At 72.8% G+C, this 22808-nt stretch carries 33 protein-coding genes; 3 read left to right on the top strand and 30 right to left on the bottom strand.

Annotation, left to right across the window (positions count from 1 at the left end):
* Nucleotides 1-304 precede the first annotated feature (304 nt).
* From ACIP5O_RS34265 to ACIP5O_RS34205, 13 genes are all read right to left on the bottom strand, one after another.
* Entirely contained in the window at nucleotides 305-568 is a 264-nt protein-coding gene (locus tag ACIP5O_RS34265) for a hypothetical protein (RefSeq protein ID WP_401300930.1), read from the bottom strand.
* A gap of 189 nt (nucleotides 569-757) precedes the next feature.
* The gene (locus tag ACIP5O_RS34260; protein ID WP_401300927.1) at nucleotides 758-1189 is read right to left on the bottom strand and encodes an NUDIX domain-containing protein; all 432 of its coding nucleotides are present in this window, start codon (nucleotides 1187-1189) and stop codon (nucleotides 758-760) included.
* An 84-nt stretch (nucleotides 1190-1273) separates the two neighbouring features.
* Entirely contained in the window at nucleotides 1274-2392 is a 1119-nt protein-coding gene (gene dnaN, locus ACIP5O_RS34255; RefSeq protein ID WP_401300924.1) for a DNA polymerase III subunit beta, read from the bottom strand.
* Nucleotides 2393-2504: 112 nt separating this feature from the next.
* Nucleotides 2505-2981 carry a hypothetical protein gene (locus tag ACIP5O_RS34250; RefSeq protein ID WP_401300921.1) on the bottom strand — a complete coding sequence of 159 codons (477 nt, stop codon included), beginning with the start codon at nucleotides 2979-2981 and terminating at the stop codon, nucleotides 2505-2507.
* 3 nt (nucleotides 2982-2984) lie between these two features.
* Nucleotides 2985-3677: a hypothetical protein gene (locus ACIP5O_RS34245; RefSeq protein WP_401300918.1), complete on the bottom strand. Its 693-nt coding sequence runs from the start codon at nucleotides 3675-3677 to the stop codon at nucleotides 2985-2987.
* Nucleotides 3678-3685: 8 nt separating this feature from the next.
* A complete protein-coding gene (locus ACIP5O_RS34240; protein WP_401300915.1) occupies nucleotides 3686-4192 on the bottom strand; it encodes a WhiB family transcriptional regulator in 507 nt (168 codons plus the stop codon).
* Nucleotides 4189-4650, bottom strand: coding sequence for a hypothetical protein (locus ACIP5O_RS34235; RefSeq protein ID WP_401300912.1), 462 nt, complete (start codon nucleotides 4648-4650; stop codon nucleotides 4189-4191). The genes ACIP5O_RS34240 and ACIP5O_RS34235 overlap by 4 nt, the downstream gene beginning before the upstream one ends.
* Nucleotides 4647-5324: a GGDEF domain-containing protein gene (locus ACIP5O_RS34230; protein ID WP_401300909.1), complete on the bottom strand. Its 678-nt coding sequence runs from the start codon at nucleotides 5322-5324 to the stop codon at nucleotides 4647-4649. Before ACIP5O_RS34230 ends, ACIP5O_RS34235 begins: the two co-directional genes overlap by 4 nt.
* A gap of 211 nt (nucleotides 5325-5535) precedes the next feature.
* Nucleotides 5536-6090, bottom strand: a complete 555-nt coding sequence (locus ACIP5O_RS34225) for a hypothetical protein (RefSeq protein WP_401300906.1) — start codon at nucleotides 6088-6090, stop codon at nucleotides 5536-5538.
* A gap of 80 nt (nucleotides 6091-6170) precedes the next feature.
* On the bottom strand, nucleotides 6171-6689 hold the full coding sequence (locus ACIP5O_RS34220; RefSeq protein WP_401300903.1) for a hypothetical protein: 519 nt from the start codon (nucleotides 6687-6689) through the stop codon (nucleotides 6171-6173).
* A 101-nt stretch (nucleotides 6690-6790) separates the two neighbouring features.
* The gene (locus tag ACIP5O_RS34215; protein WP_401300901.1) at nucleotides 6791-7420 is read right to left on the bottom strand and encodes a hypothetical protein; all 630 of its coding nucleotides are present in this window, start codon (nucleotides 7418-7420) and stop codon (nucleotides 6791-6793) included.
* A 378-nt stretch (nucleotides 7421-7798) separates the two neighbouring features.
* Nucleotides 7799-8053, bottom strand: coding sequence for a hypothetical protein (locus ACIP5O_RS34210; RefSeq protein ID WP_401300898.1), 255 nt, complete (start codon nucleotides 8051-8053; stop codon nucleotides 7799-7801).
* A 30-nt stretch (nucleotides 8054-8083) separates the two neighbouring features.
* Complete coding sequence (locus ACIP5O_RS34205; protein WP_401300895.1) at nucleotides 8084-8506, bottom strand: RRQRL motif-containing zinc-binding protein; 423 nt, start codon at nucleotides 8504-8506, stop codon at nucleotides 8084-8086.
* 98 nt (nucleotides 8507-8604) lie between these two features.
* On the opposite strand from ACIP5O_RS34205, the gene ACIP5O_RS34200 reads away from it, so the two are divergent.
* Nucleotides 8605-8832, top strand: coding sequence for a hypothetical protein (locus ACIP5O_RS34200; RefSeq protein WP_401300892.1), 228 nt, complete (start codon nucleotides 8605-8607; stop codon nucleotides 8830-8832).
* Nucleotides 8833-8935: 103 nt separating this feature from the next.
* Here the strand turns inward: ACIP5O_RS34200 and ACIP5O_RS34195 are convergent, their stop codons facing one another.
* From ACIP5O_RS34195 to ACIP5O_RS34155, 9 genes are all read right to left on the bottom strand, one after another.
* Entirely contained in the window at nucleotides 8936-9151 is a 216-nt protein-coding gene (locus ACIP5O_RS34195; protein ID WP_401300890.1) for a hypothetical protein, read from the bottom strand.
* Nucleotides 9135-10124: an AAA family ATPase gene (locus ACIP5O_RS34190; protein WP_401300887.1), complete on the bottom strand. Its 990-nt coding sequence runs from the start codon at nucleotides 10122-10124 to the stop codon at nucleotides 9135-9137. The genes ACIP5O_RS34195 and ACIP5O_RS34190 overlap by 17 nt, the downstream gene beginning before the upstream one ends.
* A 142-nt stretch (nucleotides 10125-10266) precedes the next feature.
* A complete protein-coding gene (locus tag ACIP5O_RS34185) occupies nucleotides 10267-10566 on the bottom strand; it encodes a hypothetical protein (protein WP_401300884.1) in 300 nt (99 codons plus the stop codon).
* 178 nt (nucleotides 10567-10744) lie between these two features.
* On the bottom strand, nucleotides 10745-11080 hold the full coding sequence (locus tag ACIP5O_RS34180) for a hypothetical protein (RefSeq protein WP_401300882.1): 336 nt from the start codon (nucleotides 11078-11080) through the stop codon (nucleotides 10745-10747).
* Nucleotides 11081-11209: 129 nt separating this feature from the next.
* Complete coding sequence (locus ACIP5O_RS34175) at nucleotides 11210-11419, bottom strand: hypothetical protein (RefSeq protein ID WP_401300880.1); 210 nt, start codon at nucleotides 11417-11419, stop codon at nucleotides 11210-11212.
* Nucleotides 11420-11439: 20 nt separating this feature from the next.
* Nucleotides 11440-11895, bottom strand: coding sequence for a hypothetical protein (locus ACIP5O_RS34170; protein ID WP_401300877.1), 456 nt, complete (start codon nucleotides 11893-11895; stop codon nucleotides 11440-11442).
* Nucleotides 11892-14195 carry a hypothetical protein gene (locus ACIP5O_RS34165; protein ID WP_401300874.1) on the bottom strand — a complete coding sequence of 768 codons (2304 nt, stop codon included), beginning with the start codon at nucleotides 14193-14195 and terminating at the stop codon, nucleotides 11892-11894. Before ACIP5O_RS34165 ends, ACIP5O_RS34170 begins: the two co-directional genes overlap by 4 nt.
* A gap of 13 nt (nucleotides 14196-14208) precedes the next feature.
* Nucleotides 14209-14601 carry a hypothetical protein gene (locus ACIP5O_RS34160; protein ID WP_401300871.1) on the bottom strand — a complete coding sequence of 131 codons (393 nt, stop codon included), beginning with the start codon at nucleotides 14599-14601 and terminating at the stop codon, nucleotides 14209-14211.
* Nucleotides 14602-14651: 50 nt separating this feature from the next.
* Entirely contained in the window at nucleotides 14652-15125 is a 474-nt protein-coding gene (locus ACIP5O_RS34155; protein ID WP_401300869.1) for a hypothetical protein, read from the bottom strand.
* Here ACIP5O_RS34155 and ACIP5O_RS34150 point away from each other — a divergent pair.
* Nucleotides 15079-15675, top strand: a complete 597-nt coding sequence (locus tag ACIP5O_RS34150; RefSeq protein WP_401300866.1) for a hypothetical protein — start codon at nucleotides 15079-15081, stop codon at nucleotides 15673-15675. The two genes, ACIP5O_RS34155 and ACIP5O_RS34150, sit on opposite strands and share 47 nt — an antisense overlap.
* 384 nt (nucleotides 15676-16059) lie before the next feature.
* Here ACIP5O_RS34150 and ACIP5O_RS34145 read toward each other — a convergent pair whose 3' ends face one another.
* The 8 genes from ACIP5O_RS34145 to ACIP5O_RS34110 form a co-directional block, all read right to left on the bottom strand.
* Complete coding sequence (locus tag ACIP5O_RS34145; RefSeq protein WP_401300863.1) at nucleotides 16060-16278, bottom strand: hypothetical protein; 219 nt, start codon at nucleotides 16276-16278, stop codon at nucleotides 16060-16062.
* Between the two features lies 1 nt (nucleotide 16279).
* Complete coding sequence (locus tag ACIP5O_RS34140) at nucleotides 16280-16933, bottom strand: hypothetical protein (RefSeq protein WP_401300860.1); 654 nt, start codon at nucleotides 16931-16933, stop codon at nucleotides 16280-16282.
* Nucleotides 16934-17109: 176 nt separating this feature from the next.
* Nucleotides 17110-19377 (bottom strand): hypothetical protein, encoded by a 2268-nt coding sequence (locus tag ACIP5O_RS34135; RefSeq protein ID WP_401300858.1) that lies wholly within the window; start codon nucleotides 19375-19377, stop codon nucleotides 17110-17112.
* Nucleotides 19378-19443: 66 nt separating this feature from the next.
* On the bottom strand, nucleotides 19444-19821 hold the full coding sequence (locus tag ACIP5O_RS34130) for a hypothetical protein (protein ID WP_401300855.1): 378 nt from the start codon (nucleotides 19819-19821) through the stop codon (nucleotides 19444-19446).
* 106 nt (nucleotides 19822-19927) lie between these two features.
* The gene (locus ACIP5O_RS34125; RefSeq protein ID WP_401300852.1) at nucleotides 19928-20257 is read right to left on the bottom strand and encodes a hypothetical protein; all 330 of its coding nucleotides are present in this window, start codon (nucleotides 20255-20257) and stop codon (nucleotides 19928-19930) included.
* Nucleotides 20258-20416: 159 nt separating this feature from the next.
* Entirely contained in the window at nucleotides 20417-20599 is a 183-nt protein-coding gene (locus tag ACIP5O_RS34120) for a hypothetical protein (protein WP_401300850.1), read from the bottom strand.
* A gap of 79 nt (nucleotides 20600-20678) precedes the next feature.
* Complete coding sequence (locus ACIP5O_RS34115) at nucleotides 20679-21026, bottom strand: hypothetical protein (protein WP_401300847.1); 348 nt, start codon at nucleotides 21024-21026, stop codon at nucleotides 20679-20681.
* A gap of 744 nt (nucleotides 21027-21770) precedes the next feature.
* Nucleotides 21771-22148, bottom strand: coding sequence for a hypothetical protein (locus ACIP5O_RS34110; protein ID WP_401300844.1), 378 nt, complete (start codon nucleotides 22146-22148; stop codon nucleotides 21771-21773).
* A 186-nt stretch (nucleotides 22149-22334) separates the two neighbouring features.
* Here ACIP5O_RS34110 and ACIP5O_RS34105 point away from each other — a divergent pair, with 186 nt between their 5' ends.
* Nucleotides 22335-22667: a GntR family transcriptional regulator gene (locus tag ACIP5O_RS34105; protein WP_401300841.1), complete on the top strand. Its 333-nt coding sequence runs from the start codon at nucleotides 22335-22337 to the stop codon at nucleotides 22665-22667.
* Nucleotides 22668-22808: the final 141 nt, after the last annotated feature.

Here is a 22808-nt window from a genome sequence, read left to right as displayed (position 1 = left end):
ACGCGTTAGCAAGGTTACGAACTCGTCGCGAGCTATCACGCCGTGATAGCCCCTCACTCCACTTCAGCAACCGCCCACCTATCACGCCGTGATAACTCGCCATGAAGACCGCGCGTTACGCCCGGCCGGACTCACCCCTGCCAGATCGATCCTTACCAGCCTCCCCTCATGCACCAGGAGCTCAGCGTCAGCCAAGACGCCTTCAACCTCGATCCGGCATCGCTTCAGGGCACGTCCCAGAAACACGAAAAGGCCGGCGCCCCCGCGCGGATGCGGGGCGACGGCCTTCGTCGTGACGGTGCGGTCAGAGCGCCCAGGTGGCGGCCTGTTCGTCGCAGTCAGGGTCAGGTACGGCGGCCGCAGTCATCAGGGTGGCGGGGTGCCGCATGACGGTGACCGGCAGGGCGCCAGGCTCGCCAGGCCGGGCCCAGGCGAGGTGCCAGTTGTCGTCGGGGTGGCAGTGGATGGTGGCGTGGGTGTGGCGGGCGCGGGGAATGCGGAGGATCGCCTCGTCAGGGTCGTCGCCGGAGTGGAGGCACCAGCGGGTCCAGTCGTGGACGCGGCGCATGTAGAGGTCGGCGGCCTGGATGGCGGTGACCCAGCGGTGGTGGCCGAGGAGGACGAAGAGGGTGGGGTGGTCGGTGTCGGGTGCGGTGGCCCGGTGTCCGGGCCACGTGGAGAACGGAGCGGTCGAACCGCCCGGCGGGGCCGCCAGGGAAGAGTCCTGGCGGCCCCGCCGGGGATGGGTGCGGCGGTGTCAGGCGGCCGGGCGCAGGACTGCGGCGAGGATGTCGGCGTGGTCGAACGCCAACTGCTCGGGAAGGTCGGTCAGGGGCCACCAGCGGGCGTCGCGGGCGTCGTCTCCGGCGACGGCCTGGGTAGTGGCGGGGACGGTGGCGAGGTAGGTGACGGTGACGTACCGGCCGCGCGGGTCGCGGTCGGGCTGGTCCCAGACGCCGACCAGGCGCAGTTCGTCCTCGGCGACGCGGACGCCCGTCTCCTCCTCCAGCTCGCGCACGGCGGCCCGGAGGCCGGTCTCGCCGTCGTCGACGTGCCCGCCCGGGAGCGCCCAGTGGTTCTCGAAGGGCGGCCAGCCGCGTTTGATGAGCAGGACGCGGCTGTCGTCGGTGACGGCGACGACGTCGGCGGTGTAGCGGATGGCGGCGTGGTTCTTGTGGGTGTCGCTCATGGTCAGCTCCTTGAACGGGTGCTCGGTGAGGGGTGGGTGGGATGGGGGCCGGGCCGCAGCGGGCCCGGCCCTCCCGAGGGTGGGTCAGTCGGTCTGGCGGATCGGCATGAGGAGGTAGCGCAGGGTCTGGTCGTCGCTGCCGTGGCCGCGCAGGACGGCCGGCTTGGTGGACGAGGTGAAGCCGAAGTCGACGGACTCGGCCGTCAGCGCGCCCAGTCCGTCGAGGAGGAAGGCGGGGTTGAAGGCGATGGTGAGTCCGTCGCCGTTGAGGGCGGTGTCGACGGCGTCGAGGGCCTGGGCGCCGTCGCCGCTGCCGCTCTCCAGGACGAGGGTGCCGTCGCCGGTGAAGGTCAGCCGTACCGGGCCATCCTTCTTCGGCGAGACGAGGGCAACGCGCTGGACGGCGGCCTTGAGGGCGGCGATCTCCACGGTGGCGGTGTGGGCGAACTCGGTGGGGAACAGCGAGGCGTACTTCGGCAACTCGCCGTCCAGGGCGCGGATGGTGGTGGTGTGCTGCCCGCCGCGCAGGGCGAACAGGCCACCGCGCTTGGGGAGGGCGAGGTCGACGGTGGCGTCGTCGGCGACGGCCTTGACCGCGTCGAGGAGCGCGCGGCCGGGGACGAGCGCGCTGGTGTCGGGGAGCGGGGCGTCCTTCCACGGCACGGTGCGGACGGCGTAGCGGTAGCGGTCGGTGGCGGACAGGGTGAGGGTGCCGGCCTCGTGGTCGTGGCGCAGGCTGACGCCGGTCAGGGCCGGCAGGGCCTCCTCGCGGCTGACCGCGCAGGCGACCTGGGAGACGGCCTCGGCGAAGGCGAGGGCGGGCAGGGTGCCGGTGATGGCGCCGGGCTCGGGGAGGGTGGGGTACTCCTCCAGGGGCAGCAGCGGCAGGGTGAAGCGGGCGGAGCCGGCGCGCAGGGTGAGGCGGGTGGCGTCGAGGTCGAGGTGAACGGCGCCGCGGAGGGTGGCGGTGATGTCGGCCAGCAGCCGCCCGGGGACCAGGGCGCGGCCGGGCGTGGTGACGGTGGTCGGGACGGTGGTGTCGGCGGAGACCTCGTAGTCGAACGCGCGGACGCGCAGGCTCTCCCCGCCGGTGGCGTCGAGGAGGAGGCCGGCCAGGACCGGGACGGGCGGCCGGGAGGGCAGGGTGCGGGCTGCGTAGCCGACAGCCGCGGCGAGGTCGGCGTGGTCGATCGTGAACTGCACGGGAGGGATGTCCCTTCGGATGCGGCGAGACCGGGAGGCAGCCGGACGGCTGCCGGGGCGGGGAGCCGCCCGGTGGTTCCGGGCGACTCCGCCAGGAGCGGACGGGTCGGGCTCAGGAGCTGGAGGGCGGACTGCCGGTCTCGTGGGCGTGGATCAGGTCGGTGACGGCGTCCGCGTGCTCAGCGGTACCGACCCAGGCGCCGGTCTCGGTGAAGACGGGCACGCTGTCGGTCTCGGGGTCAAGAACGATGAGGTAGGGGCCGTAGCGGTCGAGGACCATCTCGGTCAGGTGCCGGGCGGGCGCGGGGGACAGGAGTTCCAGGGCGTCGACGTCGAGGCGCGGGCCGCCTTCGTCGCCGGGACCGGGCAGGGCGAGGTGGCCGCCGACGCGCAGCAGGTCGCCGGGCTGCATCAGGGTGAGCAGGGCGTAGGCGAGGTGCGGGTCGGCGGTGCGGCAGGCCCAGACGGTCTCGTCGGTGGCGTCGTCGGTGGGCGAGGAGATCACCCGGAACCGTGCGATGAGGCCGTCGTCGTCGGCGACGGGGAGCTCGTCGAGGTAGCCGTCGAGGAGCAGGGGTATCGCCGTCATGGGTCAGCCCGCCTTGCGGGTCGGGGTGGCCGGGTGGGCGGCGGCGTACGCGTCCAGGACCGCCTTGGACGGCAGGCCCCGGTCGGCGACCTGGTGGCTGTGGGCGCGCGCCCAGGTGCGGATCGCGGCGAGCTCGTCCCGCCTGTAGGTGGTACCGGGACGGATCGGGGTGGGCGCCACGGCGGCCGCCGTCGTCGTCGTGGTGCGGGTGCCGGTCTTCACGGCCTTGAGGTCCTGCTCGGCCTTCTCCAGTTCGGCCTTCGCCTTGGCGACGCGGGCCTCCGCCTCGCGCTGGGCGGCCTCGCTCTCGCGGCGCTCGGACAGCTCGGTGAGGTCGGCGGTGATCCGGGCGGCGCGCTTGCGGACCGAGGCGGCCGGGTGCGCGGTCGCCCACTCGATCAGCCCCTGGAGCGGGTCGGAGCCCGGGAGCGGGACGACGGGCACGTCGATCACCGGGGCGGCGGAGGGGAGGGCGGTGGTGTTCGTCATGGTGGCGGGGTCTCCGGTTTCCGGGAGCGGGTCGGTGGCGGTGGTGTCGTCGGTGGGCAGTCCGAGGACGTCCAGGAGGAGCGCGAGGTCGTTCTCGTCGCGGGCGTGGCGGGCGACGGTCCGGGCGGCGGCGGAGAGCTGGGGCGCCGTGCTGGGGTTAAGGGCCAGCGTCCCGGCCTGGGTGCTGACGGTCAGGTCGGTGAACACGTCGCCTCCTACGCGGCCTTGAGGCTGGCGGTGAGCCGGTTGCGGTTGAGGCGCTGTTCCTCGGCGGTGAGCGGCGGCGGCAGGTTCAGGGGGCCGTTGAGTTCGCGGTCCAGGCGGACGACGCGGGCCTGGGGCACGCTCAGCGGGGTATTGCGGGCGGTCTCGGCGCGCTCGCGGCGGGCTTGGTCCCGGGCGGCCAGGACGTCGATCCACTGGGGTCCGAGCCGGTCGGTCAGGCGTCGGCGCAGGGCGTTGCGCTGGCCGGGGGTGGTGCCCGCGAAGACGTTCTCCCGGGTGAGCGGCTTGTTGACCAGCGCCCAGCGCAGGCACTCGGTGACGACCAGGCAGGCGGAGCAGGCCTGCCGCGCCTGCTCCAGCCGCTTCTGCACCGTCTTCTTCGTGTCGCCGCCGAGGTCACCGAAGGAGAGGTCGAACAGCTCCGGGCGCCGGCGACAGCGGGTCCGGGCGGTGGTGGCCGGGAAGGGGAAGCGAGGGTCGGGTTCGGTGTGGGTCATGACGTGGACTCCGGGGTGAGCTGGGGGAGCTGGAGGCGGACCTGGTCGACGAGGGCTCGGGTCGGCTTCCACGCGCCGAGCTGCCCGTGTGTGAAGGGGGCCGGCAGGGGGAGTTCGTGAACGTCGGTCAGGACCAGGTGCCAGGCGTCGGCCTGGGCCCAGGGGGAGCAGGGCGGGGTACCGGACGGGTCCTGGTGGCAGTCGGTCAGGCAGGCGATGCCGAGGACGGCGCCGGTGTGCAGGGTGCGGCCGCGGATCGTGGTGGCGACCAGCGGGTCGCGCTGCGGGGCGCGTTCGGTCTTCTGTCCGGCGTGCAGGAGGAGCCAGCCGCGCCACGGCCAGTGCACCGGCCGGTTCTCCACGCTCTTGCCCGCGAGGACGCAGGTGGCCCAGGGCTGGCGGATCGTGATGCCCCGCACCCAGGTGCCCGGGTCGGCGGGAAGGGTCAGGTCGTTCATGCCGCCCGTCCCCACGCGGCCGTGCCCGGACGACCGAGGCGGCGGCCGTTGAAGGAGGGGACCGAGGCGTGCTCGCGCGTGGCGAGGACGGCGCGGCCGGTGTGCTTGCCGTCGTAGAGGGCGGCGTCGGCGGCCCGCTGAAGCGCGGTCAGGTCGCGGGAGGCGACGGCGGCCGGGGTGGCGGCGCCGACGGAGGCGGCGACGTCGACGGTCCGCCCGTCGTCGAGGACGACGGGGGTGTGCAGCATCCGCATCAGCTGCTCCAGGCGCTGGACGCGGCGGGCGGCGGAGAGCTTCAGGACGAGCGCGAACTCGTCGCCGCCGAGACGTCCGACGGCGGCGCGGGGTCCGGCCCACGCGGTGAGCCGGGCGCCGAACGCCGCGAGGACGGTGTCGCCGGCCGCGTGCCCGAGCCGGTCGTTGATGGCCTTGAACCGGTCGGCGTCGACCATGACCACGGTCGCGTCGTCGCCGTGGCGGGCCAGGAGGCGGCGGGCGCGGGCGGTGTAGGTGTCGCGCCGCAGCAGCCCGGTCAGCGGGTCCACCCGGCTGGCGGCGAGGCGCCGGTGCAGGGCGGTGGCGTGAACGGCCCAGCCGGTCAGCGGCACAACGGCGGTGGTGATCAGGAGGGTGCGCGGGCCGATCCGGCCCCAAGTGCGCAGGGCGGAGTCCATACTGGGATCTCCCTCTCGTCTCGTGCGGGACGGGCGGCCCCGGGGCAGGCGTCGGTTTGGACGCCGTGGCGTCTGCCTCGGGGGTTTTCTATGTCTGGGTGCCGGTGCTCCGGCGGTTCTGTGCTGGCCGTGAGGGGCCACCGCGTCCGTCCCGTCCTCGAGGCCCCGTACGGGCTTGAAGGCGGGGCGGCGCGGAGTGCTTTCACGAAGGTCAGTGGCCGCGTTGGGTGTAGGTGGCGTCGGCCATCTCGACGAGCTGGGCGGCCAGGGCAGCGATCTCCCGCGCGGCCTGCCCGGCGGGCCGCCGGTGGATGAGGCCGGCGGCGAACTCCCGGGCCTTGTGCGCCAGGAGGGTCGCCTGCCGGGTGAGGACCTCCTCGGCGGGCTCGGTGTCCGGTCCGGGGAGCTGGGCGAGGAGCTGGTTGAGCGCGGTGGCCATGACGGCGCCGGCGTCGGTGAGGTCGCCGGTGGACAGCCAGTGGTCGAGGCCGGGGTGGCCGGTGGTGTCGGGGGTGTAGTGGGCGGTGGGGGTAACGTGCCCGCTGCCCTTGGTCCACGCCTGCATCACGATCCGGCTCTCGCGCGGGTCGGCGCCGATCCGGCGGCCGCTTCCCACGTGCAGCAGGACGACCGCCTTCTCGCCGGGGCGGGTGTCCGACACCCACGCCGGCCCGAGGCGGTCCAGGAGGACCGTCGCGAGCCGCTCCAGCGGATCGGGCCGGACGGACGAGCCGGCCGGAGCGGGGACGGTGAGGCGGTGGTCCATGGGGACTGCCCCTTGGGGGGTGAGGTTCTACAGCGCGAGGGCGGCGAAGGCCGGGACGGGGAAGAGCAGGGTGGGGTGGGTCACCGGCTGGTGGCCTTCGTGGTGGCGATGAGCGCGGCGAGGGTCTCCCAGCCGTAGTGCCAGGCGGAGTCGAGGTGGAAGGCGCCGTTGATGCCGTGATCGGCCAGGCGGTAGAAGCCGCCCTTGCCGGTCTTGGTGGCGAGCTTCTCCAGGACGCCCTTGCCCGGCACCCGGCGGTCGGCGGCGTAGTGGGTGGTGAAGGACACCGCGAGCGCGGCGGCGGCCGCCGCGGGGTGGATGCGCAGCCCGAGGGCGCGGGCGCCGAGCCCGGCGACGAGCGCCTGGGTGGCGGTGTAGGTCAGGCAGTGCTCCAGGCACGCCTTGCGGCCGTCGGACGTGCCGTGGGTGGTGGTCTTCTTCGTGCGCGGGTCCTCGTAGGTGACCCGGTCCTTGTCCGAGGCGCCCTTGACCCGGGCGCAGTAGTCGGACTGGACCCAGAAGTCGCCGATCGCGGAGGCGGCGCGGGTCAGGCCGAGCAGGGTGGCGAAGACGGCGGCGTTGCGGTGTGCAGAGGTCATGAGGGGCAGGTCCTTCCAGGGATGCCGGGGCCGGACTGTCCGGTCCTCCGCACCGCCCCGGCCCCCGGCAGACGCGGGAGGCGGGGCGGCACAGGGAGCCGTCAGACCGTGCTCGGCACCACCTCGACGGCGGCTTCGGTCGTCTCGCGGGCGCGCAGGGCGAGCTCGTGGTGGAGCTGCTGAACGTTGGTGATGGGGACCGGGGTCGGGTCCTCGGCGGTCAGCAGAAGGTAGTGGTGCTGGAGGACGCCGTACTGGTCCTCCTCCCGGTGGTGGTGCAGGACCGCGCCGGGGGCGAGGTAGAAGGAGGCGTCGGCGTTGGTGTAGCCACGCCACCGCTCGGCGTTGCTGAGCAGGCCCTTGCTGAGGTCGATACGGAAGGCGCCCTGCGCGGCACGGCGCGCGGCGTCGTCCTCGGTGGCCACGGCGACCTGGCCGAGCGCCTCGTCCAGGTCGCCGGGCACGGAGCCGTGCTCCTGGTCGTAGGCGTAGGCCGGAAAGCCCTGGGCGAAGCGGCGGGCCGGGGCGAGGATCAGGTCCGCGGCCGCGTTGACGGCGAAGGCGCCGGCCAGAGCGGCGGCGCCGGTGAAGGGCAGGTGCAGGGCGGCGTCAAGACCGGCCGGGACGTAGGTGTAACCGGCCCAGGCGCCGGTGGCCGCTCCGGCCACCAGGGCCACCGCGTCGGCGGCCTCGGTCAGGGCGGCGGCGGTGCGGCGGACGAACGTGTTCACGAAGGTCTCCTTCGGGGTGTGGACGGGCGGCCCGCGAAGTGCGGGGCGCCCGGGGGCGGTGCGGGGTGAGCGGTGGGCCGGGTCAGAACGGGGGTTCGTCGTCCCAGGCCGGGCGGGGCAGGAGGTGGAGGGTGCGGGTGGGACGGTCCCAGCAGCGGCAGGCGTCTGCGTCGGGGTAGATGCCGTCGGACCACCAGCCGCCCGCGCCCCGGCAGTCGGGGCAGTTAGGGCGGGGGCGCGGGGAGAGGCGGATCGCGTGGCGGGAGACGTCCAGTTCTCAGGCGCCGTGCTTGAGCGCGAACGCGGCCGCCACCGTCGCCGTCACCGTGACGGTGGGGACGGCGGCGAGCAGCAGCGCGGTGCGCGGACGGAGGGCGCTCACGTCAGCGGGATGGCGCGGCAGGCCCCCGCGTGGTCGTTGGCCTTCTTGCGGATCTGGCTGAGGTAGTCGGCCTCCGGGAACTCCGAGGCGTCCTTGCAGCCGTGACAGAACCAGCTGCTCTTGAGGTGCTTGTTGGTGCTGACGACGTCCACGTAGGAGCCGCCGATGGTGGCGTAGCGGATCTGCAGGCCCTTGGGGCGCTCGGGCTCGGTGAAGGCCGAGGAGCGGATGGCGGCGAGGCCGGTGGTCATGGTGGTGGAGCTCCTTCTGGGTCGTACGGGTCAGGCGGCCAGGGAGGGCGGGCCGGAGGGTGTGATGTAGGTGGAGGGGTCGGCGGGGGTGCCGTCGTGGCACTCCAGGCACGTGCCGAGGGTGCGCAAGGGGAGGCAGTGGTGGTACCGGCGGTCGCAGCCGGGACAGGTCTGACGGGCGGCCATCGCCCGGTCCAGCGCGAGCTCCTGGGCCAGGGACGGGACGCGCTTCGGCAACGCCAGGTCGATCCGGTACAGCCAGGCGAAGCGTGTGCCGCGCCGCCAGGTCAGCCGGGCGACGGGCTCCTGCCCTCCGGGCCGCAGGCCCATGGCGCGCAACTGCCGGCGGGTGGCGAGCCCCTTGGGTGCCTGCTTGAAGCGGTGTTCCGGGAAGGAGCCGTCGTCGTACGGGTCGACGTCGACCGGCTTCTCATCGATGTCGTGGGCGCGCACAGGTACCTCCTCTTACCGGGAGAACCGATCAACCATTGCGATACAAAGTAGCGATACAGAGAAGCGATACGCAAGTGTGTAGCGCTACCCTGTTGCGCATGGATGCTGAGCAGGCCCTGGATCACGCCACGCGGCAGTACAGAAAGACCGAGGAGGCCCACGAAGAAGCACGGCAGGCCGCGATCACGGCCGTTGTCACCGCGCTGCGCGACGGCATGCGCCCCACCGATGTCACGGAGCGATCCCCGTTCACGGCGGCGTACGTACGGCGGATCGCTCGCGAGCACGGCATCGAACCCGCGAAGCCGGGCCCCAAGAGCCTTTGAGAGCCCCAGGCCCCGCTCACGCGGGGCCTGGGAAGCGGGATCCGTCGTACGCCTCCGCAGCACAGACGTGGGCAGGGGGGTCTCCTGCGGTGCGCTGGCCGGATCAGAGGTCGAAGTGAACTCGGACCGTGATGGGGATGCGGCGGTCGCCGTAGTCGCGGCGGGGGTTGTGGACGGTGCGGTAGTGCGCGGCGAGGCCGGCGCCCCCGCCCTGGATGGGCAGGTGGCAGTCCGGGCAGCCGTGGAGCCAGTCGTCACCCTCGGGGAGTTCGGCCGGGGTGAGCGGGTGGGGGTGCGGGCCGTCAGCGGCGCGGCTCATGCGGCGCCCGCATCCGCGTACGGCGTCTGCAAGCCGCCCTTGGCGCCGCCGTCCTGGAGGTCGAGGACGTCACCGTCACCGTGGACGGTGCAGACGGTGTCCGGGGCGCCGGCGAGCACGCCGGTGACCGCGTCGAGGAGCGTGGTGATGCAGTGGGCGGGGGCCCAGAGGCCGGGGCGGTGCACTCGTCATCGACGGGGCAGGCGGTCAGCAGGTCGAAGCCGTAGTCGCCCTCGGCGTCGATGTCCGTGCGCAGGGCGAGGATGAGGCGGTCGGCGCCGAGGGTGATCTCGGCGACGCGGTCGCCGCCAGCGAGTGTGGAACCGTCAACCCACCGCCACAGCGGCAGGACCGTGTCGCCGAAGATGCGGCGGACCAGGAGGAGGGAGCCGAGGCCGGGGTGGCCGTCCCAGCCGAGGTCGGCGCGGCGGGTGTCGCTGGCCCGTTGCAGCAGCGGCTCCAGGCGGTGGAGCTGGTCGGCGAAGACGATGTGGGTGAATCCCTCGCCGCGCAGGCCGGGGAAGGCGGTGACGGCGGCGGTGTGCTGGGCGCGGACGGTGTCGGCGGGTACGGCGCGGTCGGGGGTGCGGGCGGTCTGCCGGGCGACGCAGAGGGAGACCGGGGTGCCCATGAGGACCGCGACCGCGGGGACGCCGTGGCGGCGGGCGGCCTGCACCAGCCCCGCCCTGACCGTGCGCTCGCAGTTGGTGGCGTCGACGATGGTCGTCTTCTTGCGGGCTAGGCGGGCTTCCAGGACGGTCCGCAGGGCGGTGACCGCGTCGGCCGTGGCGTCCTGGTCGCCGGCCTCGGAGACCATCGCCCGGAACGCGTCGAGCTCCAGCACCTGGGAGGGGTTCCAGGTGGAGGCGAAGGTCGACTTGCCGGAGCCGGCCGCCCCGATCAGGACGATGAGTGCCGGGTCGGGGATGGTCGTGTCGAGCGGCTGGAGCGTGGCGGTGAAGGTGCGGGCCATGAGCGCGAGTTCTCCTGTCGGGGGAGCGGTGCGAGTGCCGAGGGGCAGAGGGCGGCGGTGAAGAGGGCCGCCGTTGTGCGCCCGGCCCCACCGATCGCGGGGCCGGGCGCACGGGGAGCGGTCTGGACAGCCGGGGGTCGGATCAGTCGCCGACCATGCCGCGGTACTCCTGCGTCATGTCCCACACGAGCGGGCGCAGGAGCTCGTGGGCCCGGCGCAGGAAGACGCCGCGGGAGGTCTCGTCGGCGCTGTTGAGGGCCTCGTCGAGGTGGATCGAGGCGGTCTGAAGGTCCTCGTGACCGTTGATGCCGGCCATGCGGTAGCGCGGGGCGGCGGTGTCGAGCTGGCCGATGAGGGCGGCGAGGTCGGTGGCCGGGGGCTGCTCGGCGACGTAGGCGATGTCGTCGGCGTAGCGGTGGATGAGGGTCTCGGTGGCGGTCATCGGCGTTCTCCTGCGCGGGGCGAGACCGTTGTGCGGCCGGGGCCGGGCTGTCCGGTCCTCCGCACCGCCCCCGGACTCCGCGCGGCGCGCGGGCCAGGGGGCGGCACGGGGAGCCGTCAGACCGTGCTCGCCACCGTCCCGTCGAAATCCTCGGCGGGACGGTGGCCGGAGCCGGGGGTCAGAGGACGGCGGCCAGGACGAGGAGGGCGAGGGCGGCCGTTCCGCCGATCAGGAGGGTGGCGCCGGCGCTGGCCCACCAGTAGTGGCCCAGGGTCTTGATGTCGCGCAGGTCGCTGAGGGCGTCGGCGATGCGCGCGTGGAGCGCGGTCAGCGGGGGCAGGGCGGCGTACCAGCGGCCCAGGCGGTCTATCTGGCCGGCCATCTCGTCGTCGGGGAAGTGCCCGCCGTGGAGGGTCTGCCGGTGGTCCTCGCCGACGGTGGCGAGGGCGGCGATCTCGGTCACGATGGGGCTGGTGGTGCGGCAGACGGTGCAGCGGTAGCGGTAGCGGCGCACGGTGGTCGGTCTCCTGCGGGTGAGGGTGTTTCGGGCAGGGAAAGGCGACGCCCCGCCCGGAGGTCCGGGCGGGGCGCGATGCCGAGCGGGGTGTTGGTGGCCTTCTCCGCGTCGGGGCGGAGGAGGCGGTCAGGTGTTGATCTGCCTGCGGACGTCCGCGATGCGGCGGAGGATCTCGGTGGCCATGTCGGCGATCGTCTGGAGCTGCCTGTCGATGTCGGCCGGGTCCGAGCCGGTGAACGAGAACGAGCGGCTGTCGTCGCTGCCCGGCTGCGGGCCGGTGAAGGAGAACGACCGGTTGTCACGGTCCGGTTCGGGGTTGGTGAACGAGAACGACACGGCAGCTCCTCTAGCGTGCGTCAGATGTTCATGTGGTGGGCGCGCCGGATGGCGGCCTCCCACACGCTACGCACCTGCGCTCCGCTGTGGGAGTCGTTCCAGGAGGGGATCGACTGCCACTTCGTGCCGTGCTGGCGGCGGGCCTCGTCGAGCAGGAGGTTCCCGGCGTCGCAGTAGGCGGCGTTGCGGGCGCCGGCGGCCGCGCGCAGGGCGCCGATGGAGCAGCGGGCGCCCTCGGGGTGGATGAGGGTGCCGCGGGCCCAGCCGTGGGTGTCGAGGAACGCGAGCGCGTCGGTGAGGGTCTTCTCCACCGGGCCGGTCAGGCGCACCGGCACAGTGGCGGTGAGGGGAACCTTCGCGGGAGCCGCCGGGAGCGCGGGGGCGGCGGGTTCCGGGTCGGGGTCGAGGAGCTGGAAGGCCCTCGCGTACAGGTCGGGGTCGATGGGGGTGAAGCCGTTCTGGACTCGGATGTTCATGCTGCCCTCCACAGGCCGTTCTCGTTGGTGACCTCGTCCCGCTTCTTCAGCTCGGACAGGCGCGGCTTGACGTTCTTGGCGGATGTGTTCAGCTTCCGGGCGATGGTCTCGGCGGTCATCGGGATGCCCTGCTCCCGCAGGAGCTCGAGGATGCGCGGCTTGATCAGCTCCTGTCCGTCGGGCGCCCCCGAAGCTCCACCAGGCCCACCGGCTCCGGCGGGACCGGCGGGGCCGGAGGGACCGGCGGGGCCGGAGGGACCGGCGGGGCCGGCGGGGCCGGAGGGACCGGCGGGGCCGGAGGGCGTGGTCGTTGCGTGGGGGCCAGTGGGGTGGTGGGGCGCCTCCTGCGAGGAGGGGGCGCCCTGGGCGGCGGCGAGGAGGTCGGCGAGGCTGCCGATCAGGTTCTTGCCGCGCTTGTCGACCATCGGGGTCTGGGCGATCGCGTCGCGCTCGCGCCAGGCGTCGCAGTATTCGATCCCGACCGGCGGCTCGCCCCCGGCCAGAGAGACGGGGGCGACGTCCAGGTGCAGGGAGCGGAACTGCACGGCCTGGGAGCCGGGGGTCAGGAGGTAGCCCAGGCCGAAGGTGCCGTCCTCGGGGGCGGCGGGGATGTCGGTGGCCAGGCCGGACATGTCGCGGTCGGCGACCTTGGCGTACTGGCCGGGCCACTGCGAGGGGATCATCGACAGGTCGATGCCCTCCGCGCCTTCCACCGCGTTCGCCCCGATCAGCGAGCCCTGCCCGCGCGCGCAGCGCAGGAAGACCGCGCCGCCGCCGATCAGGAGCTGGGAGCGGATGACCGTGGAGTTGCCGACGTCCGCGGCCAGCGGGGTCTGGGTGGCCAGGACCACGCCGATGCCCCGCTTGAGGGACCGGCGGGTGAGCTGTTCCACGATCGCCTTGGCCTCCGCGTGGTACGGGGAGGACTCCGACAGCAGCATGTGCGCTTCGTCGACGACGAACAGGATGAGGGGGTCGGTGAAGGGGAAGGCCGGGCTGCGGTAGCGGGCCTCGCGGTCGAGCATCATCGCGTAGGCCAGGCGCAGCGCGCCCATCGCCTCGTCCAGGCCGTCGCCGAGGTAAGCGGCCAGACGGGCCCCGGCGATGGTCCCGGCCTGCGGAGAGGCAAGAATCACCGCGATCCCGGAGCGGTGGGCGGAGAGCAGGAGCTGCTCCAGCAGTCCGGACTTGCCCGAACGGGAGCCGCCGACGAGGTAGAGGTGGCGGGCGCCGGAGCCGGGCTGCGCCAGCGGCAGGAGGGCTGCCCGGCCGTCGACGTAGGTGCCGGCGCGGACGTAGCCGCGCGAGTCCATGGACAGTTCGTCCAGGACCGAGGAGAGCATCGTGCCGTGCATCAGCGCGTGCTCCCGCATCACCCGCACCCCCATCTGGCTGGGCTTGTCGCCGGGGGAGAGGGCGATCTGGATCGTCTCCAGGTCGAGGTTGCCCGCGAGGTCCTGGAGGTTGACGGTGCCGATCGCCCGGCGGTCGCGGGTGGCGATCCCTTCCCAGTCCAGCGGCCCGTCGTAGCGGGTGACGCTCAGGCTGGTGCCGGGCATCGCTCCTTCCGGCACGCCGACGTACGCCGCCCACACCTCCTCGGGCGTCGTCGGAGCGCCGGCCGCGATCTGCGGCTGCGCGGCCGGGACCTTCAGGTACACGGTGACGGGCAGCGCGTTGGGCGCGTAGTGCTTGGGGTCGCCCAGCTCGATCTGCGAGACGGGGACCTGGTAGACGGAGGCGATGTCGGAGGCCTTCACCCGCACCTGCTGGCCCTGGGGCAGGGTGATGATCCCGGTGAACGCCAGGTGGTCGTCGCCGATGTCGATGCCGAGGTGCTCCAGGGTGGCCCCGGCCTGGATGAGGACGCGGCCCTCGGTCTGGGTCGGACCGGAGATGAACTCCTTCCACCAGGCGATGATGAGCTGCGCCTGCGACGACTGCCCTGCCCCCGCCTCCGCACCCGCACCCGTGGTCACGGGCGTGAGCGCGGCGGCGGGGAGGTGGCCGGCGATGTTGCGGCGGTGGGCCAGGGCGGCCGCCCCGGCCGGGACCGCGAGCCCGAGGGCGATCAGCGGGTTCATGCCGCTGGCGAGGACCTCGTGCGCGGCGATGCCGCACCCGGTGGCCGTGCCCCCGCACGCGATCAGGGACCGCAGAACCGGGGCGGAGGCGTTGACGGCCCACGCCCCGGCTCCGGCCGCCGCGGCGGCGAGGGCGGACCAGGGGCCGGCCACGAGAGGCACCACCGCGAGCGCGGCGGGCGCGTACTGGATGAACTGTGCTCGGGTCGGCCCCACGGTCTGGATCTCCTTAACTCTGTGTGTAGAAGCTGGCTTCGGCCATGTCGACGGGGGAGGTGGCCACGGCCTCGGCGATCCCGCCGTGGTCGTTCTCGGTGGTCGTCTTCGCGTCGTCGGCGGCCGCGGAGGCGCTGTCGGCGGCGGAGGTGTAGGCGCCGGCCGCGTCCTTGACGCCGGTCATGGTCAGCGCGGCGTCGGCGAACTCGGCCGTGGTCGCGTCGTCGACGGACAGCGCCTTCATCGTCTCGGCGGCGTCGAGCATCTGCTCGGCGGCGTCGTCGATGTCGGAGGCGAGCTGGGTGACGGTCTGGCTGTGCGCGTGGACCTTGTGGGTGAGCCAGGCCAATTTGGTGCGCAGGACGGCGTAGTTCGCGGCGTCCTTCAGGGTCTCGGTGACGCTCATGTGGGGCCTTCCTTGTCGGGTGTTGCGGGACTCGTGGTCGGCGGAGGCGGTCAGGACCGGGCGTTGTAGAAGTCGCGCTCGGCGGGCTTGGTCAGGGGGGAGTCGGCCACGGCCCGGAAGATGGGCCCGTGGCGGAGCTCGGCGTTCGCCGACGCGGTGCGGCAGGCCTCCTCGCCGCCCTGGATCTGCTCGTGGACCTTCTTGGCGGCGGCGGCCTGGAGGTCGAGCTGCTCCTTGAGGAACTCGCACTTGCCGATCAGGTTCGCGCCGACGCCCTTCGCGGTGATGTCGGCGATGAGCTCGTCACAGTCCGCGGCCAGCTGCGCGGCCTCGTCCGCCAGGTCCAGGCAGGTCTCGGTACTGGCCTGGCACAGGGTGGCCGAGCCCTCGGCGAGGTCGATGACCTGGGTGAGGTTGATGACCTCGCCGCCGCTGTAGGTGCGGGCCTTGCCCGCGGCGGTGGTGACGTGGACGCCCTTGTCGTCGACGGTCGCGGAGTGCGGGGTGGGCGGGTTGGGCTGCATAGAAGGGTCCTTCCTGATGTGCTCGGGGAGCGGGACAGTGCGGGGCGGCGGGACCGTGCCCGCCGGGGGAACCGCCGACCCCGGCACTCCCACCGTCGGCGGACTCGCCGGCGGCGAAGGCACCGTCGGCGGACTCGCCGGCGGCGAAGGCACCGTCGGCGGACTCGCCGGCGGCGAAGGCACCGTCGGCGGACTCGCCGGCGGCGGAGGCACCGTCGGCGGACTCGCCGGCGGCGGAGGCACCGTCGGGGGAGTCGTCGGGGGCGGAGGCACCGTCGGCGGCGCCGAAGGCGGGGTTGTCGACGCCGAAGGCGGGGTCGTCGAAGACGCCGTCGGCGGGGTCGTCGGCGGGGGCGGGGAAGTCGGCGGCGGAGGCGCCGTCGACGCCGTCGTCGGAGGCGGAGCCGATGGCGGCGGGGGAGTCGTCGGCGGGGCCGTCGACGCCGTCGGCGGGGCCGTCGGAGGCGTGCTGGTCTTGGGCGGCTTGGTGGTCCCGGAAGGCCCTGAGGAAGGGGAACCGGAAGGCTTTACACCCGGCTTCTTGAGATAGGCCGAGCGCCAGCCGTCCCGCAGACCACCGGCCCAGTTCGCACCCGCCAGCAGCCCGTAATGCATTTTCGCAGCCGCGTTGTACGCGCCGTTTCTGAACGTTTCCGGAGCCCGGGACGGCTCCCATTTCTCTTTCGTTTTGGCCGGGGGTTTCTTGATTCCCACCTGCTCATATTTCCCGTGCGTGTTGTCCACGCCGACCAGGTAGCTGATGGCGAGGAGTAAGAGGAGTTCCACGACCCTCCCTTCTGTGACTCTGCGTGGTTGCGGGCGGTTACCGGTTACCGGTTACAGGCCCTCAAGACACCGGTTCGGGCCGCCTGAGGGGCGATTCCAGGGGTGTCCTGGGGGCTGTAACCGGTAACCGGTAACTACGGACGGACACTCAGCGTGACGAGGAGCCGATGTTGTTCACGGTCGAGTTCGCCGTGTTGAACACCGACTCCAGCGTGCTGCGGATCTCCTCGCTGAACGGCGTGTACGGCAGGAAGATCCCCGCGACGATCAGCATGATGCAGATCCCCATCTGCTTCCCCTTGGTCTTCTTGAAGGTGAAGAACAAGGCCCAGCAGAACAGGCCGAGAGCGAAGAACTGGAGCGTCATTTCATGCACCCTTCTCGAAGGTAAAACCCTTGTTGTTCGCGGGGACGACCGCGCCCGAACCGGAGGGCACGGAGAGCTTCTTGTAGGCGATGAATCCGCCGCCACCGATGAGCGCCACCCACAGCCACGGGCTGGAGGTGATGGCGCCGGCGCCGGAGCCGGAATTAGCGGATTCCCGGGACCTGGGGGACGCGTTGCCGAAGGTCGGGGCGTCGCAGGTGGGGATCCTCGCGATGTCGTACGAGGCCGCCTTGGCGACCGCCGCCGCGCGCAGCTTCATGCACTCGCGGTAGACGGTCATCTCCCGCTCGTACACGACTCTCGCGGTGGCTTCCTCGGTCTGAGCCCGCTGCTTGTCGGCCTCGGCCTCGACCAGGGCGTTCGCGGCGTCCTCCTGGGCGCGCGCACGGTCCTGGGCGGCCTGCTCGCTCTGGATGCCGGCGACGGTGATGACCGTGCCGCACACGGCGACGACGGCGATCGTGCCGCACACGGCGAGCGCGGCGGTGTTGCGGCGCACCCCGCCGACGGCGGCGGACAGACGCGAACTCGCCTGGGGCTTCTGCGGTTTCTCCGGCGCCTGGGGGGCCGGGGGGTCCTGGGGGGTGGGGGGGTTCATGCGGCTGAACTCCTCGTCCCAGTCGATTCCGGACATGGGCGGCTGGTCTCCTTCGCGATGGTGTTTCAAGCCCGCCCAGACGTGCCGGAAGCGGGTCCTGATCAGGGGAAACGTGCTGTACTGGGGGTGGCTGCTTCCGGCAGTCGCAAGGCGGGCCAGCCCAGTTGCATTGGGCTGGCCCGCCTTGGTGTGTGCCGGACGGATGGTGCAGGTCAGGCGAGGTACTTGTCGGCGTCCTCGGGCCGCAGCAGGCCGGCCTCCTTCAGCAGCCGGACCGCCCGGGGCTGGTTGACCGAGAGGTCGGTACGGACCCGGTACAAGGTCACGTAGCCGTCCTCGTCGCGCGGGAGCGCCTGTACGAGCGGGAGGAGTTCGGCGTCCGTCCGGGCGGGCGTACCGGGCCGTTCCGTACCGCCTGTACGGCCCGTACCGCCGGTTCCGGTTGCGCGGGAGGAGGTGGTCGTCGTACCGGTACGGCCACCCTGTACGGCGCCTTCGCCGGAGGGTGTACGGACGCTGACCGTGCCGGTGCGTCCCTGAACGGCCGCGTGAGCCGTACCGGTACGCCCCGCCGCTGCCGTACCTGTACGCGCCGCCCCGTCCGGGGTGGTGTGTACGCCATGTGTACGGTCGCTGTACGCCCTGGTCAGACCCCCTTCGCCCCTGTCGCCGTGCGGGGGGTGAGAGAAGGCGTATGCCGGGTCCGTACCGTCGTGTCCGAGGCCCGTACCGCCACCCTGTACACCGTTGTTCGCGGCGTACAGGTCACTGTGAGCGGGCTGCGTACGGCCGGACGTCGTGCTGTCCGTACCGTCCGTCCGGCGGTGCGTACCGGTACGGGCGGGCGTTCCGTTTCCGCTGTCCGTACCGGTACGGCCCGGCGTACCGGCGGCCGTACCGGACGGCGCGGGCTTGCCGTCGTGGCCGTCCGTACCGTCGTCGTGCATGAGGGTGTGGACGCGCCAGATGACGGCCACGAAGATGAGCACCACGAACGTCGTCAGCCACCACGGGGCCGAGCCGCCCTCGGGGACGAGGTGCGCCTGCTCGGAGAGGTGGAAGACCACGTTCGCCGACGCCATCAGCAGCAGCGCCGCCGCGATGTCGCGCTTGGTGCGGAACGCCGTGACGCAGTAGACGTCGATGCTGACCGGCAGGAGCGTGGCGACGTACTGGTTGATGCCGACCATGCGGGCCAGCTCGTACTCGCCGGAGGCGGCGAGGCCGACGCCGGCGGCCAGCGCGACCCACGGCGCCATCTTCCACAGCTTGCCGCCGAGGTTCTGCCGCCAGCCGCGCCACTTCGAGGCGGCCTTCTTGGCCTCGCGGGCCTCGTTCAGCAGCCGGCGGGCGCGGGCCTCGTCGGCCTGGGCCCGCTCGGTGACGGCCTTGGCCTTGCGCTCGGCCTCGGCGGTGATGCGCCCGGCCTCCTTCTGGGCGGCCTCGCGCAGCTCCTGGGCGACGGTCGTGGCCTCGGTGCGCAGCTTCTCGCGCTGCCGGTCGCACGCCGCCTTCAGGTTGGTGAGCTCCTCGGCCAGGGCCTGGCGCTTGAGGGCGGCCTCGGCGTCGAACTTCTCGCCGAGCTCGCGCAGCTCGGTGCGCAGTTCGGCGCGGGCCGTCTCCGCCTCGGTGTTCACGGCGGCGACGTGGGCGTCGGCCTCGCGGCGTCGCTCGGCGGCGGCCTCGACCGCGTCCGCGTGCAGCGCCTCGGCTTCGGCGCGCCGGGCGTCGTACTGCTCGGCGGCGACCTTGGCGAGCTGGGCGTGGCGCTCGCGGGCCTGGTCGACCTCCGCCTGTGCGGCGGCCAGGAGCTCGTCGGCCTCGGCGCGGGCGCGGGTGAGGATCTGTCCGGCCTCGGTGCGGCGGGCCTCGACGAGGGCGCCGATCTCGGTGAGGTCGGCCTCGGCCAGGCGCCGCAGCTCGGCGACCGCGGTGGCGGTGGCCTGGTGGTCGGCGGCGGCCAGCTCGGTCAGCTCCACCACCTGCGCCCGCGCCCGGGCCAGGAGTTCGTCGGCGCGGGTGCGGGCCTGGGCCAGGAGCCGGTCGGCCTCGCCGCGCAGCTTCTGCGCCTCCTGGCGCGCCGACGTGGTCTCGGCGGCGGCCGCCGCCCGCTGGGCGGAGGCCTCCTCCTGGGCGTCGGCGGTGACGGCCTCGGCGCGCGTGTGCGCCTCGGCCAAGAGGGTGGCGGTGTGCTCGTGGGTGTCGGCGACGGTGTGCGCCGCCTGCTCCTCGGCCCGCTCCTGAAGGACGGCGGCGCTCTCGCGGGCGGTGTCGACGATGTCGGCGGCCCGGTCCCGGGCGTCCGCGAGACGGGCCAGCGCCTCGAGGTCCACGTCCAGCGCCGGGACCGTCGCCGTCTCGGCGGCCGGGATCGGGGCGGGTGCGGGCAGGGTGGAGGCGGTGGGCTGCACGACCGGCGCCGTGACCGGCTTCTTGGTGCGGGCGGTAGCCCTCTTGTTCCGGGTTCGGGTGGCGGCCACGCCGCCTCCTTTCAGATCGGGTGCCGCCCCGGGAAGGGGGCCGGGGCGGCGGTCGTACGGGGGTGGTCAGTCGCGCGGGGCGGGCAGCTTCGGCTCCGCGCTGGCGGTGGCGTGCTGCCGGACGAGCCAGGCCACCGCGGCCGCGGTCATCGCGTCGGCCGCGCCGTCGGTGTCCAGCGCGGCGGTGTCGATGTCGCGCATCGCGTCGAGGGGCGGCAGCAGCCGCATGTAGTCGCCCTTGACGTCGCGGACCAGGCCGCCCGCCAGCGGCAGGAGGTTGTAGCGGACCGGGCCGCTGGCCCAGCGCATCACGGCGCTGACGCGACAGACGTACGTGTGGCCCGGCGTACCCGCCCAGAACTTCGCGGGGTCGCGGTACAGCACGAAGTCTTCGGGCTTGAACTCGGTGGCCGACGTGGTGAGGGTCGGAACGGAGAGGGGCATCGCAGGCTCCTTGGTGAACATGGTCCGGACTGTCCGGCTCCCCTCCCCCGCCCGTACCGGCACAGGGCCGGGACGGGCGGGGGAGGCAACCGCCAGGCGGAAGGCGTCAGTGGACGTCGATGAACCGGAACGCCGCAAAGGCGGTCATGCTCGGGTCGGCGGTGGCCTGGATGATGCGGCCGGCCGCCTCGCCGTCGCCGCGGTTGACGGCGTCAGCCGCCGCCCGGGCCGAGGCCCAGTCGATGACCGGCGCCGGCGTCTCGGCGGCGGCGGGACGGTGGAGCCGGGTCCGCAGCGCGCGCCAGACCCGGCGAACCGGACGGGGCCGACGGGCCCGGGTCACCCGGGCGGTGGCGTCGCGGTGTCCGAGCTCGTGCAGGATCTGCTGGGAGTCGTAGTCGGCGGCGGTCCAGCCGTCGCGGCGGGTGGTACGCATGCTGCTGCCTCCTGGGGGCGGTGCGTGGCCCGGGACTGTGCCCGGCGGCGGGGCGTGCGAAAGGCCGGCGGTCCGTTAGGCGGGCCGCCGGCCTCGGATGGTGCGGTGACGCGGGCAGGCACTTCGGTCGGGCTCCCGGCAGGCGGGAGCGCGGCCGGGTTACTGCTGGTTGATGTAGGCGGCCTGGAGCGTCGAGAACGACTCGTAGAGCCGGACCCCGGCCGAGCAAGCCGGGCCGGGGGCGATGATCGTGCAGGCCGTGCAGGCGGCGGCGTGCTCGCGGTAGGCGGTGTCGGCGGCCATGTACCGGCGGTACAGGTCGCTGGCCTGACGGTCGGTCACTTCTGGTGGGTCTCCGACCGCTTGTTCGTCTCGGCGAGCTTGCGCAGCATCGCCGCGCGCTCCTCGTCGGTCACGGCGCTCACTCCCCCCGGGCCGATCCGGCGCCGACCATCGACAGGAGCTCGCGGGGCTGGTGACCCGGGGCCATCTGCTCCCGGGTGCGCCGGGCCTGGCGGCCGACGCTCCGGGCGCGGCGGTCGCCGTCGGCCACCAGGTGCTGCACGAGCTCGTGGAACCGGGCCTCGGGCTCGCGCTCGTAGCCCCGCTGGTTGCCGTCGCACTCCATGTCCTTGGCGATCTCCTTGGCGATTCCGGCCCGTACCGCGAGGCTGGGACGCGCGCCGCAGCGGCAGGTCTCGAACGAGCCCGAACACGTCGGGCACGTGCCCGTGAGATCGAGGCGGGTCTGTGCGATGCTGACGGGCATCAGGTCCTCCATGCAGGTCCTGGACAACCCTCTGGGGCATCATCCCGGGGGGTTGTCGTGCTCTTGGGGGCGAGCGGGATGTCCTCCGCGCTCTCCACCGCTCACCGAACCGTCGAGACGGGTGGTGAGCACCTGGGCAGCGCGGGGCTGCGAAGTACTTGGGATCTTGCAGTGCACGGCCTACTGCCTTCCGCGCTGACCACCTTTCGACCGGGAGGTGGAGTGCCCGCGACCACTGGCTCACCCGCCGGGTCGTGCGATGTTCCGCTTACCGGCCGGGGGCTGTCGTCGCGCTACCGCCGCAAGGTTCTGCAGGGGAGGGTGATCGCTCGGCCCACGCGGCAGCCGAAACAGACTCGAGGTCTGCCTTGCCGCCGCTCCGTGATGCACAACAGGTCCGCTGCTCACTCGCCCGTCGTACATCGCCGTTCACGGTGGCCGGATTATCTGGCTCCGGCCTGCCCTTCTGACGCCAAGTCACCAGCCCCGCAAGGACTGGGCTCCGGACACACCCTTACGCGCAACACCCATCCAGTCGCCTGGTCGGGGGCGGCAGTCGTCACGCCGGCTTAGCGTCTTCAGTTCTTAAAGAACGGTCGCTGCCTTTCAGAGCCAGCCCGAGGGCTGGATGTCCGGGCGAGGTGTCGGGAGTCGCTTCCGGCTCCCTCATCCGGCGCCGCCCTGCAGAGGGGCGGTTCCGGGTGGGGGAGCCGGGTCCGAAGACCCGGCGGTCGTACGGGGGAGTCAGGCCGCGATCGAGAGCGGCGCGGCGGCCGACGGCGCGATGCGCAGCTGCTCGGCGTAGGGGAGGAGGACGTCGGCCAGGCGCTCGCGGACCAGGACGGTGATCGACGGATCGCCCGCGAGGATGTCCCGGGCCGCGTGCCGCCGTGCGAAGAAGTCGGCCAGGACCTCGTCCGGGCGGGTCAGCCCGGCCGCCTTCTCCCGGGGTGTGGCGAACGGCTCATGCATCTCAAGCGGCGTACCGAAGGCGACGTCCAGGTCGACGTCGAAGTCGGAGAGGCAGGAGAGCGGCACCTCGACCGCCCCCAGGAGCGCGATCGTCTCGGCGTCGAAGACCTCGGTGACGAAGCCGGCGGCGGGGCGGCGAATGACGTTCATGGGGTGGCGCTCCCTTCGAGTTGGGGCTCTCTTGATCCCAGAAAGCGGCAGGTGGGGGGCTTTGCCGTTCCACTCACCTTATCGACATACATAACTTAGCTGATACAGTCGGGGGCGTGTCAAGCGCTTGGTTGAGGAAGCTATGGAAGCTAGCTAGGACGAGGGGGTCGACCTACGATGTCGCTCATGAGCAACGAGGCCGTGCAGCCGTACCAGCGAATCGTTCAGGACGTCCGCGACAAGGTCCGGTCCGGCCGCTGGACCGCCGGGACGAAACTGCCCAGCACGCGCGAGCTGGCGGAGGAGTACGGCGTCGCGGCCGGCACCGTCCAGCGAGCCCTGGGGGAGCTGCGCACAGCTGGACTCATCTACTCTCACCAAGGACGCGGCTCCTTCATCACGGAGACCGCCTCCAAGTCCAGCGAGGACTCGACCGCCCGCGCCCTCAAGGCCCTTGAGGAACAGGTCGCAGATCTCGCTGCACGCCTCGAACGAATCGAAAAGGGCCGAAGCGACTGACGTCCTTCCTCGCGTCCCGTTACTCATGCTCGTCCCTCCCCGGCTGGTCCAACTTCGTTAGCAAAGTTGTAGGCCCGGCCACGGAGCTGGTTCTAGGTCTGACATGTGTCCAGCCACTGGACACACCGATAGGAGACATGG

The sequence above is a fragment of the Streptomyces sp. NPDC088915 genome, from assembly GCF_044749825.1.
In the GTDB taxonomy this organism is placed as follows: Bacteria; Actinomycetota; Actinomycetes; order Streptomycetales; family Streptomycetaceae; genus Streptomyces.
Note: the sequence above shows the minus strand (reverse complement) of the source record. Positions and strands in the feature narration are given on the sequence as shown.